Origin of the sequence: Trichocoleus sp. ST-U1 (assembly GCF_039961835.1) — a bacterium.
In the GTDB taxonomy this organism is placed as follows: domain Bacteria; phylum Cyanobacteriota; class Cyanobacteriia; order Cyanobacteriales; family FACHB-T130; genus FACHB-T130.
This window is the reverse complement of sequence record NZ_JAMPJZ010000112.1, coordinates 1-14,396: the sequence shown is the minus strand read 5'-3', so window position 1 is coordinate 14,396 and position 14,396 is coordinate 1. Positions and strand designations below refer to the sequence as shown.

The window sequence follows — 14,396 nt, the reverse complement described above, 5'->3', positions numbered from 1 at the left end:
AACAATGGACAGGGCAATACAGAACGCACTCCACTCCAGAATGGTGTGCAGAAAGCTTCCGGAAAGCGTGTACTGCATCGCTTCGACAAATGTGCGGGGAGACATTCCCACAGCAGCTGGCACCTCGAAGGGATGCTTCGGTGAGGCAAAATCCACTCCCAACAAATTCAGCAAGCTAGGCAGCACACAGATCGCTACCACTACCCAAATCAATTGAAAAGGAATCCTCATTGTTTCCATAGCATTTTTCCCAATCCCCCTATTTCAAGATGCCACTAAAGCTTAGCCACAAGTACAGAGGCAGTCATTTCTGACTCTACTAGCGTGGCTTTTAGCCTTCTGCCATTGCCAGAGGTCAGTAAGCTGATATGCGCGATCGCTAATTGAGTAAATAAAAATACACCTTATGGCAGTTCTACGTAACTAAACGTAACTATATTCTGGGATACGTTAATGCGACTTCGCCATCAGGCGAAAAATACTCTTAACAGCGAGGCTAATTAAAGGTGAGAATTGGCGCTTGTTACTTGGGCAACGGAAATTGTGAATTTACCGTTTGGGCACCCACTCTTCATACAGTAGCCGTACAAATTGTTTCTCCTGAAGAACGCCTTCTCACAATGCAACAGGATGAAGAAGGTTACTGGAAAGTTAAAGCTTCAGGCATTGAACCAGGAACGCTTTACTACTACAAACTCGAAGGAACAACTGATAGACCAGACCCAGCTTCAAAATACCAACCGAAGGGGGTACACGCCCCTTCTCAAGTCATCGATCCTAGCACTTTTGCCTGGAACGATACTAATTGGTCTGGCATTCCCTTAGATGAAACTATTATCTATGAATTACACGTTGGCACCTTCACTCCAGAAGGCACCTTTGAGGCAATAATTCCCCGACTTGCTGAATTAAGCGAGTTAGGGATTAATGCCATTGAAATTATGCCAGTTGCTCAATTTCCCGGTGAGAGAAACTGGGGATATGATGGGGTGTTTCCCTTTGCCGTGCAGAATTCCTATGGTGGCCCTGAAGGATTAAAAAAACTCGTTGATGCTTGTCACCAACACGGTATCTCAGTCATTCTCGATGTCGTCTACAATCACCTAGGTCCTGAAGGAAATTACTTCCGAGATTTTGCTCCCTACTTCACTACCAAATATCGCGGTGATTGGGGAGAGGCGATGAATTTTGATGACAAATACAGCGATGGCGTCCGTAACTTTTGTTTAGAAAACGCTCTTTACTGGCTCCAAGAATATCACATAGACGGTCTAAGATTAGATGCCATTCAGGGCATTTTTGAGATGGGTGCTAGACCCTTATTACAGGAAATGGCAGACCAAGTTGCTAATTTTTCCCAGCAACAAGGTAGAAAATTTTATCTGATAGCCGAAAGCGATTTGAACGATGTCCGAGTCATTCGACCCAAAGAAGTGGGCGGCTATGGAATAGATGCACAGTGGAATGACGATTTTCACCACGCATTGCATACCTTACTCACCGGAGAGAACGATAGGTATTACGAGGATTTTGGAAAGGTTGAACAACTCGAAAAATCTTTCAAAGAAGGCTTTATTTACTCCGGACAATACGCTTCTCATAGAAAGCGCCGTCATGGTAGTTCTTCCAAAGACGAACCAGGATATCGATTTATTGTTTTTACCCAGACTCACGACCAAATTGGTAATCGCGTCCTGGCAGAAAGGTTATCTCAGCTTGTTTCCTTAGAAGGGCTGAAAGTAGCTGCGGCTGCTATTTTTCTATCTCCCTTTGTTCCCTTCCTTTTCATGGGTGAAGAATATGGTGAGGAAGCGCCTTTCTTCTATTTTATCAGTCATTCAGATAAGGATTTGATTGAAGCAATTCGCAAGAGTAAAGAAGAAGAATTCAAAGTATTTGTGGGGCGAGGCGAAATGCAAGATCCCCAAAGTCCTGAAACCTTCCAGAAGTGTCAGATTAACTGGGAAAAACGAAAAGAAGGAAAACACAAAGCTCTTTGGGAATTTTATCAGCAACTTATACATCTACGCCGAACAATTCCTGCTTTGAAGAAACCAGACAAAAACACCCTAGAAGCGTCCAGCATTGAAGCCGATAAAATCTTATTCCTTCGGCGTTGGAGTGAAGCTAGTCAGATATACTCCATTATGAACTTCAATCAAAAAGAGGTCACTTTTACAGCTAATCTACCAAGTGGCAACTGGCAAAAGATTTTAGACTCTTCCGATACTCAGTGGATGGGTTCTGGTTCCACTTTACCGGAAAAACTCACGCCAAACCAAGAATTGACCATCAAACCACAGAGTATTGTTCTCTACGAGATAGCAGGATAATAGACGAGGCAGAGCCTTCCAATCCTAATTATCAAACTGATGATAACGAGACGATTGAGGCTTTGCTTCGCCAGTCGTCACTGTAGAGCAAGCACTGTTCACCTGACAAAATTAGAAAAATCATTGAGGAATTAAAATTACATCATGCGGATTCCAGCAGCTACTTACCGAATTCAATTTAATGCAGATTTTCCCTTTGATTCAGCCAAGAAAATTATTGCTTATCTCGCTGAATTAGGAATTTCCGATCTTTACGCTTCGCCCATTTTTAAAGCAAGAGAAGGTAGCACTCATGGCTACGATGTTGTTGATCCCACACAACTGAATCCCGAACTAGGAACACCGGAAAAATTTGAAGCATTGGTGAATGAAATCAAGAATTACGACATGGGATGGGTACAGGATATTGTTCCCAACCACATGGCTTATGATAGCCAAAATCAGTTCTTGATGGACATCCTCGAAAATGGACCAAATTCCGAGTATTTCGATTACTTCGATATTGACTGGAATCATCCTTATGAAAACCTGAGAGAGCGCGTTCTTGCCCCAATGTTGGGTAATTTTTATGGAGATTGTTTGGAAAATGCCGAAATTCAACTCCAGTACGATCAAAGCGGGCTGAGTGTTAACTACTTTAGCTTAAAACTTCCTGTAAAAATAGAATCTTATGCCCCGTTTATTACTCATAACTTAGGGAAACTAGCTAAATCTCTGGGAAGAAATCATCCAGATTTTGTTAAATTACTAGGGATTCTTTACCTGCTTAAAAACACGCTAGTAGAACCAAAAGGTAAAGAACGATATGACCAGATAGCCTTTGTAAAAGGACTTTTGGGGGAACTTTATACCCAAAATCCAGAGGTTCAGGAGTTTATCGATAGCAACATAGAGTTTTTTAATGGGGAGAAGGGCAATCCAGAAAGTTTTAATTCTCTTGATAGGTTGCTTTCAGAACAGTTCTATCGCCTTTCGTTTTGGAAAGTGGGTGCTGAAGAACTGAATTATAGAAGATTTTTCACCGTCAACGAATTAATTTCTGTCAAAGTCGAAGAAATCAAGGTTTTTCATAAAACTCATAATTTTATAAGTCAGTTGGTTGAGTCTGGAACAATCACAGGACTCCGAATCGACCATATTGACGGACTCTACGATCCAAGTGAATATTTGCAACGGCTGAGAAACAAAGCTGGAGATGTCTATATTACGGTTGAAAAAATTCTGGAACATAAAGAAGATTTACCGGCTTACTGGCCTATAGAGGGAACCAGCGGCTATGACTTCTTAAACTATGTTAACGGTATTTTCTGCCGAACTGAGAGCGAGGAACGGTTTACTGAGATTTACTCTAGACTGACAGGTTTAAATACCCCCTACGAGCAGCTTTTTATGGATAAAAAAAGGCTGATTGTAGAGAAAAATATGGCGGGAGATGTAGATAATTTAGCCCATCTTTTGAAACGAGTATCGGGGCATTCTAGAGTAGGAATCGATTTTACTCAGCATGGTCTGCAAAGAGCATTGGCTGAGATTCTGATACTGTTTCCCGTTTATCGAACTTATATCAATCAAGAGGGATTAAGAGAATCGGATCGCTTCTATGTGAAGGAAGTCATTGAAAAAGCTAGAGAGCAAGTGCCGTTGCTTTTGAAGGAACTGAACTACATTGAAAAACTCTTGTTGCTAGAAGAGGAGGACTCTTTAAAGGCAGAACAAAGAGAAGTACAGCGTCACTTCGTGATGAGACTTCAGCAGTTGACTGGCCCATTGATGGCGAAAGGAATTGAGGATACGCTTTTATATGTTTACAACCGACTTTTATCCCTGAATGAAGTGGGTGGAAATCCGAGCCAATTTGGGGTTAGCGTTGCAGATTTTCACGAGTTCAACCAAAAGCAGCATGAGCGTTGGCCTCATAAAATGAATGCCACGGCAACCCATGATACCAAGCGTGGGGAAGATGTCAGAGCTAGAATAAATGTGCTTTCAGAAATTCCCGATGAGTGGGAAGAACAGGTAAAAACTTGGAGTAAAATTAACGACTCTAAAAAACGCCGCATGAAGGGTCGGGTTTTTCCTCAAAAGAATGATGAATATTTCTTTTACCAAACGCTGGTTGGTGCTTTTCCGTTTGCTGAAAGCGAGCGATCGCACTTTGTAGAGCGCGTGAAAGAATATGTAGTGAAAGCGGTTCGAGAGGCTAAGGTTCACACCGCTTGGCTCAGACCGGATACTGATTATGAAGATGGCTTTATTGCTTTTATTGAAGAAGTCCTGAAGCCTTCCACGGATAATCAATTTCTCCAGGAATTTCTGCCTTTCCAGAAGCGGGTAGCTCATTATGGGATTTTTAATTCTCTCTCCCAAACTTTGCTAAAAATTACCGCTTCTGGTGTACCTGATTTTTATCAAGGAACGGAGTTATGGGAGCTGAGTTTAGTAGACCCGGATAATCGGCGTCCAGTGGATTTTGAGCAGCGGCTAGCATTCCTTAAAGAGATTAAAGAGAAAGCGAAGGCAGATGTTCTGAAGCTGATCGATGAGCTATTTACGAGTAAGGAGGATGGAAGAATTAAGCTTTTCTTGATAGCTAGGGTTTTAGAGGCAAGAAAACAAAATTTGGCAGTTTTCCAAAAAGGAGATTACGTACCCCTAGAAGTGGATGGGAAGTTTCAGGATCGGATTGTTGCTTTTGCCAGAAGTTATGAAAATCGGGTGGCAATTACAATTATCCCGCGATTGCTGACGAACGTTGTCCAAGAAGGAGAATATCCTTTGGGCGAAGTATGGGGTGATACCCAGTTGAAGCTACCGCAGGGAATGCCATCTGCAATGAAAGATGCAATTACTTCTCAGTCCCTGATCGCGAATGGCACGGTGTTGATTGCGGACGCCTTAAAACACTTTCCGGTCGCTTTATTAATTAGCGAAAGCGATCGCTAATACCAATTCCCCTTTGTCATACTGGACATCAGATACTGTTGCCCCCCATCGATCGGGGGGCAACAGACAGATTTATTACAAATACTAAGGAAAAATCGTGATTAATCAATCATTACCTCAAACCGAATTGTTTCCCTCCCTAGAACAGATTCAGGCAGTAAAAGCCTACATTAAAAAAACTTGGAAAACGCTCTATCGCTCTCACGAGCATATTTTGGATGCTGCCCGCGACCCAAAAATTGGTCATATTCCCGGTAAAGGTTGGCCTATCTATGTCTCGCAATCAGAAGATCGAGCGCTCATTGAGGCATCTTTGCGGGAAGTTTTGAGCAACGAAGAATTTAATCAAATTGAAATTCGCACGTTACCGGCAGAAGTCGATCAAATTGAAGATCACGGGTTGCTCTATTTACCTCATGCCTATGTGGTTCCGGGCGGTCGTTTTAATGAGATGTACGGCTGGGATAGCTATTTCATTCAGTTAGGATTGTTGCGAGATGGAGAAATAGAATTAGCCAAAAGTTTGGTAGAACAGCTAATTTATGAAATTGAGCATTACGGCACGATTTTGAATTCCAATCGTACCTATATGCTGACGCGATCGCAACCTCCCGTCCTTACGCCGATGATTTTGGCTCTCTTCCAGCACACGCAGGATCGGGACTGGCTGCAATCAGTACTGCCAACTGTTGAACGTTTTTACTACTATTGGACATTACCCCCCCACCTGAATCAAGCAACCGGACTTTCGCGCTATTTTGCATTAGGTGAAGGTCCAGCGCCGGAAGTGTTAATTTCTGAGCGGGATGAAGAAGGGAGAACTCATTATGATCGGGTACGGGAATATTATCGAACTTTTGCAGTTGAAGCTTACGATGTCAACTTGTATTATGACCGCCAGAGCGATCGCTTAACTGATTTATTTTACAAAGGCGATCGTTCCATGCGAGAATCTGGGTTTGACATCAGCAACCGTTTTGGCCCATTTAGTGTAGATATTATTCACTATGCGCCTGTTTGCTTGAATGTTTTGCTTTATAAAACAGAGCAAGATACCGCCCAGATAAACGATATTTTGGGATATGAAGAAATTGCTCATCAGTGGCGCGATCGCGCTCGCAACCGCCACAAATTAATTGACCGATTTCTTTGGGATGAAGAAGCTGGACTTTACTTTGATTACAACTTCCATACTGGCAAGCGTCGCCCCTATGAATTTGCCACCACATTCTATCCTTTGTGGGCTGGAATTGCATCTGAAGAACAAGCCAAAAGAGTGGTTGAAAATTTACCCGAATTTGAGGCACCGGGAGGATTACTCACTAGCACTCATGTAACCGGAAATCAATGGGATGCTCCCTTTGGTTGGGCACCTTTACAGTTAATTGCAGTTCAAGGACTTCATCGCTATGGTTATCACCAAGACGCCGATCGTTTAGCAAAAAAGTTTATATCTCTGCTAGTGCAAGAGTTTGAAAGATACGGAACGCTGGTAGAAAAATATGACGTTTGTAATTGCTCCGCCAATGTTTCCCATGAAATTCTCTTTGGCTACAGTTCCAACGAAATCGGCTTTGGTTGGACAAACGGAGTCTTCCTCGAACTGTTATCAACCTTAGAATAACTGAAAATTTATAACGCAGAGTTAGTAAAAGGAAATCACCAAGGTATACAAAGTTAAATATTCCTTCGCGTACCTTTGGGATTTCCTTAGCGTACCTTTGCGTTTAAATGCTTAAGATTCCCGTCCTGTTGCCCATCTATCGCGCCATTTTACTGTCCCTTCCGTGGCAATAACCCAGCGGCGACCGACAGTATTTTCGCGCAAGGGTGCCTGACCTTCACGCCACAGTGCATACTTGTAAGTAATTAACTTTCCAGCACTTTCATCAAAGGGAATTTCCCCAAACCAAGTATTAGTATTGATGAATTCTAGCGGATACGCCTTAGAGATATCCCAATTGCCTAACTCCGGACAATCTCCGATTACCACAACAGTTTCACCCGGCTGTGTCTGCACTCCATTAAGTTGTACCCGCACAATCGTTTGCCCCTTGATGCGTTCCCCAACATGACTGATGACAATTACATCCCGCGCGTCTAGTTCCAAGTCTTGCAACTTTCCGTCTGTAACTTCAAACTTGCGCCGCATTAAAATATCGGTATGTTCGCCGTCTGGTAACTCCGTATCAATTGCTTCCAACTTAACAGCTTCCCCTCGATTCATCGCTACAAACAAAACAGAATCGCGGTAACGGCGTACATAACAATAAACGTCAGGCGTTAGATATTTTTGCCATTGACTCCCCATCGATACAGCTGGATTTAATCGCCGCAAACCTGATAGCAACCGGATATCTCGATAGAGGCGTGACTCGGTGTCCCAATTTTCCATCATCGGACGGTTGTAAGGATCGTTCCCGTCGTTGGTATCGTCGTGGAGATACTGTTCTGTACCGTAGTAGATACAGGGAATCCCACGGGAGGTCATAATCACAGCGATCGCTACCCGCAGCATCTCTGGATCGGGATTCAATGACTGGAAGCGGGGCATATCGTGATTATCAATAAATGTAATCAACTCCGTCGCCCCGCAATAACGATGATCCAGATCCAGAACATCTTGAATCAGGTGAAATCCTCCTTCAGCACCCTGCGCCAAAGCCGCTCGGATTGCCAAACAAAAACCAAAATCTAGCATTGTCATGCCAGATTCATTGGCGAATTCTACCGAAAGGTCGCTTCGAGGGTCGCTAAAAATCCACTCGCCAAAGATAAAAACATCTGGTTTGTGAGTGGTAATATCCGCGTTAAATTCTTGCCAAAACCAGATCGGCATATGCTTTACAGTATCAACCCGTAAAGCATCAACTCCCCGGTCTAGCCATTGTTTAATGGCTGATTTAATGTAGTTTCGGTACTCGACGTTATTTTCGTTAAAAGTTGCTAAACCAGACAATTCACAATTTTGCACCTGCCACTCATCTTCCCAATTGGTAACTTCACCATAGTGGTGATACCAGTTATCTTTATCGTCATTAAAATCAGCAATTTTTACTCCATCGTCGTAGAGTTCTCCCTTCTTCCCGCTGAAATCTGGATTGCTGTGATTACACACAATATCCAACACCAGTTTCATCTTGCGTTTGTGTAACTCAGCAACTAATCTGTCAAAAACTGTATCTTTTGTATCTTGAGTTTTATTGAGCGAAGGTTCTTCATCCTTGCCAATAAAGCGAGGATTAATCCGTTTAAAATCCTTCGTCCAATAGCCATGAATCGCAGCTTGCTCAACAAATAATGCTTCCACTTGCTCAAACAGGGGGGTAAGCCAAACTGCGGTAACTCCTAAGTCCTTTAAGTAATCTAGTTTTTCAATAATTCCCTGTAAATCTCCACCCCAATATTTACCCCAATCTTTTCGCTCTGGATCGTAAAGTTCTGGGTTTGGCCCTTCGCTGTTGTCAGGATCGCCGTCATAGAAACGATCTACAACAATGAAGTAAATGGTTTCCTGGCGAAATTCAATATCTCTGGTGTATAGAAACTCTAAATCAATATCACTTTCTGGTTTAGCTTCGATAACCAAAGACTCGATTTCTGCTTCTGAATTAGTAACTTCGTATTGAGATGACGAAGCTTGAGATGGAGGAGTTGATACCATAAAGTTTAGTGCGGCTAGTGTTGATAGAGGTGCGATTTTGGAAAGGTCTGTGCTGTCCGGCTAAGGAGTTCAAGCCTTCAGACTAACTTTTTATAAATCTAACGAATTGTTTCCTTTTTTGTATATATATCCGGAGATAGTAGACTAAAGGGACAAAGCCGTGATACATAAAATAATTTTGTGGAAATTTTTAAAGCAACGAAATCTGCGGTTGGTTTGAAGGATTAGGTCTTACCCAACCGAACAGGGTGTTGGATTGAAGGAAGAAAGCCAACCTACAAAATACTTTACCCTCTTTTAAAGGCTACCGTGGACACACAAGTCTTCTTGAACTTGCAAGCGTCGTTTTATTCTCATAACCTCCCTTAAACAAGGGGAAAATCAAGTTAAAATCTCCCAGTTTATTGGGGGGATGCCAGGGAAATCAATCAACGTTTTGCAACTTAACTAAAGACGTGCGAACACCGTATCTTTTAGCCGAAGGAGAAATACAAGCAGATGTACACTCCTCCGATTAAATTTATTTTGTATGCTCCGCAGATTAAATTTAATTTTTAGAATAAAAAGAAAGTTTCCTAGAGAATTGTTACCACTGAGGATCTGCTTTAATTAGTTCTGAAGCTAATTTACTTTCTACAGGTTTGGAAAACAAATATCCTTGACCAAAATCACAATTGAGCGCTCTTAGTTGGGCTAATTGACCGGAAGTTTCTATTCCTTCAGCAATCACATTTATCCCCATCGTATGAGCCATTCTCATAATTGCGGGAACCAGGCCTATATTTTCTTGACTACTTTCCATACGGTTAACGAAAGATTTGTCAATCTTCAGGGTATTAATTGGAAAGCAGTGCAAGTAACTTAAGGAAGAATAACCTGTTCCGAAGTCATCAAGGCTTAACTGAATTTGACGCTTCTTGAGTTCCTGAATAATTGCCATTGCTGATTGGCTATTATTTATAAGGACACTTTCTGTGATTTCTAGTTTTAAGCTTTGTGGACTTAGTTGAGTTTTTTGAAAAATTTCGTCAATTTGCTCAATTAAGTTTGATTGGGAAAACTGCCGACCTGAAAGATTCACGCTAATTGTTAGAGGTTCTTGCGTTAGTTTTTGTTGTTGCCAAATCTTTAATTGCTGGCAAGCTTCCCGCATTACCCAAGTATCAATCTGAGTAATCAAACCCGTTTCTTCTGCAATTGGAATGAAGTCCAATGGAGAGATAAATCCCCGATGGGGATGATTCCAGCGCACTAGGGCTTCAAATCCAGCAAGTTTGCCGGTATTCAGTTTAACAATCGGCTGATAATAAACTTGAAATTCTTGTTGATTTATAGCCTTTCGCAGGTCGGTTTCTAGCTGTAAAAGCTGGATAGCTTCCTGGTGCATGGCTGGATCGAAAACGTGATACCGAGCTTTGCCACATGTCTTTGCATGGTACATAGCGGTATCTGCATCCCGCAACAAATATTCAGGTTGTTCATAGTTATTGTTTCCCAAAGCGATGCCAATACTGGCGCTCATGAATACTTCATGTCTGGATAGTTGAAAAGGATGCATGAGTTCTTGAAGAATTCGATCGGCAACTACGGTAGCAGTGCAGGCATCATTAATTTGTTCAACGATGATTGCAAATTCATCCCCTCCTAATCGTGTTAGCGTATTGACGATGCTCAGACAGGGTTCGAGTCGGCGGGCGAGAGCCTTTTGGACACGCTTGGCAAATGCAATCAGCAGTTCGTCTCCTACCAGATGACCAAGAGAATCGTTGACGACTTTAAAGCGATCGCAATCGAGAAATAACACCGCAAACTGATAATCTGCCTCTTGCTTAGTCCGGCTGAGTGCGTTTTCGAGACGCTCCATGAAGACAGCCCGGTTGGGCAAGCCAGTTAACGGATCGTGCAACGCCATATCTAGCAGTTGGCTCTGGATTCGCTTGCGCTCAAGAATTTCTTCATTGAGTTCTTGATTCGTCCTTTCTAACTGACTGGTACGCTCCTTGACCCGATTTTCAAGCTCTGCGTTCAGTTCCAGAACTTTTACTTGTGCTTCTCTCAGAGCCAGTTGATTCTTGACGCGGACTAACACTTCTTCTACCTGAAACGGCTTGCTGATGTAATCGATTCCGCCAACCGTAAAAGCTTTTACCTTGTCAATCGCCTCATCGAGAGCGCTTAAAAAAATTACAGGAATCTCGCGGGTTTGCTCGTTAGCTTTCAGTTTTTCGCAGACCTCATAGCCATTCATTTGAGGCATATTGATGTCGAGCAAAATCAAATCCGGCGGTTTTGCCTGACACGCTTTTAGAGCAGTTTGTCCGTTCGTTACGCTGCGAACCTTATAGCCCTGATGACTTAACAAATCGGATAACAGCCGCAGATTGTTTGGCGTATCGTCAACAAGTAGAATATTTCCGTTTAGTGGAAATACGCGATCGCTATTCATTAGATAATTTGTTCGATTAAATCAGTGATCTGTTCAAACTGAAAGTTGTTGACACAATCCACCAGAGCATTGAATATTGGAGCCTTTGACTCCGCGATTTGCTCGGCGAGGCTCAAAATCAACTCCGCATCTGCCTCAATAGCGGCTTGATAGAGAGCTGCAATCCACTCAACAGGCATCTCTTGAAAGAATGAAGGAGTTAGGAGAAACGATGAATTGGGTGTTGAAGTTTCCGTACTCCCCCTAGGTCGAGGGAGGAAGCAACTTTCGCCTTCTAATGACTCTTCATAAAGATAACGTACCCCTAAATGTTGAGCCATTTTTTCAAAGATAATTTCATTCCGGAAAGGTTTGCCGATGAAATCATCGCAGCCTGTTGACAAAATCAGGTTTCGCTGATCTTCAAAGGCACTAGCCGTTATCGCAATAATGACTACCGCCTGACCATTCACATCCGCTTTAATGCGTCGGGTAGCTTCATACCCGTCCATCACTGGCATCCGCATATCCATCCAGATCAGGTGCGGTTGCCAAGTCTTCCACAGGGCAAATGCCTCTAGACCATTTTCGGCTTCACGCACTTCAAATCCAACATCTGTCAGGAGTTTGACTAACAGGATGCGATTTTCCAGGCGATCTTCCACCACTAGGATGCGATATTGAAGTTGGTTCGGGACTAAACCAATCACCCTGGGTTGCGGCTGTGTCGTTTGAATATCAGTCGCTTCAGCTTGACGAATCTGGATATCAAATGAAAATCGCGTTCCCCGATCTACTTGGCTGCTGACTGCAATATCTCCTCCCAGAAGTTGCACAAATTTGCGGCTAATTGGTAGGCCTAATCCAGTTCCTTGCTGAGATTGCCGACCTGTTTCTGTTTGGGAAAAAGCTTCAAATAGTTTGTCTACTTCTTGTGGGGAAATACCAGGGCCGGTATCTTCGACTTCAAACACCAAACGGTGATTGGGAATGGATAATGAGGAATGAGATTTCTGCGGATTATCGATTTGATGTCTAACTCGCAAGGTGACACCGCCGGATGAAGTAAATTTGATGGCATTTCCGAGGAGATTCATCAAGATTTGCCGCAATTTACTTTCATCTGTTTGCACGTATTGAGGAATATCTGGGGCATAGTCTAAGATAATCTGTAATCCCTTGGATTTCGCTTTTAATCGAAACATCTCTTCTAGGTTGTCCAAGAGGCGAATTAAGTCAAAGCAATTTTCATGAATAGTTGTTCTGCCTGCCTCAATCTTGGACATTTCTAGAATGTCGTTGATTAATTCCAAGAGATGTTCGCCACTTCGATTAATGATTCCCAGATATTCCTGATGAGCTTTGGATAGAGATGAGTCAAGGTTCATCACTTGGGTAAAGCCGAGGATGGCATTGAGTGGCGTTCTCAGTTCGTGGCTCATGTTGGCGAGAAATTGGCTCTTGGCGTGGTTGGCAACCTCGGCAGCTTCTTTCGCTCTGCGTAATTCTGCCTCAGCCTGAAAGCGATCGCTAATATCGATCATCAAACCATCCCAGAGAATATTCCCATCCGCTTGCTTTTCCGGTCGAGAATCCCCTTGAATCCATTTGATGTTCCCTTGCACAATAATTCGCCAGATGCCATGCCAATGTTTTAGCGTATTCGCTGAGACAGCGATCGATTCAATGACATTGGGTAAGTCATCTGGATGAACGACATCAAATATTAAAGATATATTCTGCTGAACCGCTTCTGGAGAAAGACCAAAGATTTCTTGGCAAACGGGACTGATATACGGAAAACTCATCATCCCATCCGGGCGCATCATAAATTGATAAATCATGCCCGGTATGTTTGTTGCCAAATTTTGATACCGACTGTTGCTCCGTTGCAATGCCTCCTCGACCCGTTTGCGCTCGATAATTTCAGTGGTGGCTTTTTCAAAGAGCGTGCATTGCTGGATAGCGATCGCCAATTGCACAGATAACTGTCTGAGACATTCGATTTCGGAGGAGTGCCACTCCCTTGCGCCTTCACAGTGCTGGGCAATCAGCAATCCCCACAAATTTTCTCCTTGCAAAATCGGAACCACCAAGTTCGCTTTCACCTCAAACTGGCTGAGTAAATCAATATGGCACTCATTTAGACCCGCGTTGTAAATATCCGCCATCGCTCGAATGCGACCTTGCTGGTAAAGGGGGACATAGGTTTCCACAAAGCAGCCGTCTTGAATATTGCTTCCGACAATTGGCGTCCAATCCTCGCCCACTGACTCGACAGCCACAACCCCGCTCCAGTCTAGATTAAAGTGGTAAATAATTGTCCGATCGGTTGCCAAAAATTGTCGGACTTCATCCACGGCTGTTTTCAAGACTGCCTCTAGGTTAAGAGAGGAGCGAATGCGTTCTTGGATAGTCCCCACCAACCGTTCCCGCAAAAATTGCTGTTGCAAGGCAATTTCCGCTTGTTTGCGATCGCTAATGTCCCGGCAGATGCAAACCCGAAATCCTTCTTCGGTATAAGTCAGAGAAATTTCTAGGAAAAAGGTGCTTCCATCCTGCTTTTTACCGATTGCTTCTCCACACCATTCTCCCTCTCGTAACAGAATGGGAACAACTTCTTGAGCCAAGCGATTAATTTCATCTGGGTAAAAAAGTTTGTGCCAAGTCTTACCCAAAAGGTCATTGATGTTGTCGTATCCAAAAATCTTGATATGAGCATCGTTCAGATAGATGTACTCATCCTCGGCATTGAGAATCGCCATACCATCCAATGCCGACTCTACCGCGACTAACTGCCGCCGCAGTTCGCTTTGAGCATTGACAAGCTCTTCTTGTGCCTGTTGACGAACTCTAATTTCTTGCTGTAGCTGTTGATTTTGGCAGTCGAGATAGGCACGGTGTTGTTTTTCCTGCTCTAAGAGGGAAGCTTGAGCGATCGCAATCCCGACTTGAGCCGCAACAGACTCTAATAGTTCAATCTCGTCTGCTGTCCACTGACGGATGCGATCGCACTGATGCAAGCCAATTG

General features: G+C 43.2%; 6 protein-coding genes and 1 pseudogene. 3 read left to right on the top strand and 4 right to left on the bottom strand.

Features of this window, described 5'->3' with window-relative positions:
* Window positions 1-231: pseudogene (locus tag NDA06_RS24290) on the bottom strand (histidine kinase); the annotation flags it as partial.
* Window positions 232-506: 275 nt separating this feature from the next.
* On the opposite strand from NDA06_RS24290, the gene treZ reads away from it, so the two are divergent.
* The 3 genes from treZ (at window position 507) to NDA06_RS24275 (ending at window position 6,900) form a co-directional block, all read left to right on the top strand.
* Window positions 507-2,333: a malto-oligosyltrehalose trehalohydrolase gene (gene treZ, locus NDA06_RS24285; protein ID WP_190986556.1), complete on the top strand. Its 1,827-nt coding sequence runs from the start codon at window positions 507-509 to the stop codon at window positions 2,331-2,333.
* 144 nt (window positions 2,334-2,477) lie between these two features.
* Window positions 2,478-5,276 carry a malto-oligosyltrehalose synthase gene (gene treY, locus NDA06_RS24280; protein ID WP_190986557.1) on the top strand — a complete coding sequence of 933 codons (2,799 nt, stop codon included), beginning with the start codon at window positions 2,478-2,480 and terminating at the stop codon, window positions 5,274-5,276.
* Window positions 5,277-5,376: 100 nt separating this feature from the next.
* Window positions 5,377-6,900 carry a trehalase family glycosidase gene (locus NDA06_RS24275; protein WP_190986559.1) on the top strand — a complete coding sequence of 508 codons (1,524 nt, stop codon included), beginning with the start codon at window positions 5,377-5,379 and terminating at the stop codon, window positions 6,898-6,900.
* Between the two features lie 111 nt (window positions 6,901-7,011).
* Here the strand turns inward: NDA06_RS24275 and NDA06_RS24270 are convergent, their stop codons facing one another.
* The 3 genes from NDA06_RS24270 to NDA06_RS24260 form a co-directional block, all read right to left on the bottom strand.
* Window positions 7,012-8,940, bottom strand: a complete 1,929-nt coding sequence (locus NDA06_RS24270; protein ID WP_190438964.1) for an alpha-amylase family glycosyl hydrolase — start codon at window positions 8,938-8,940, stop codon at window positions 7,012-7,014.
* A gap of 586 nt (window positions 8,941-9,526) precedes the next feature.
* Window positions 9,527-11,386, bottom strand: a complete 1,860-nt coding sequence (locus NDA06_RS24265; RefSeq protein ID WP_190428828.1) for a GGDEF domain-containing response regulator — start codon at window positions 11,384-11,386, stop codon at window positions 9,527-9,529.
* Window positions 11,386-14,396 (bottom strand): ATP-binding protein (locus NDA06_RS24260; RefSeq protein ID WP_348251890.1); only part of this gene is annotated, 3,011 nt, incomplete at its 5' end. The genes NDA06_RS24265 and NDA06_RS24260, both read right to left, overlap by 1 nt.

Excerpts from the sequence above, each read along its gene's own strand:
- treY (WP_190986557.1), top strand. The coding sequence starts at position 2,478 with ATGCGGATTCCAGCAGCTACTTACCGAATTCAATTTAATGCAGATTTT.
- NDA06_RS24270 (WP_190438964.1), bottom strand. The coding sequence starts at position 8,940 with ATGGTATCAACTCCTCCATCTCAAGCTTCGTCATCTCAATACGAAGTT.
- NDA06_RS24265 (WP_190428828.1), bottom strand. The coding sequence starts at position 11,386 with ATGAATAGCGATCGCGTATTTCCACTAAACGGAAATATTCTACTTGTT.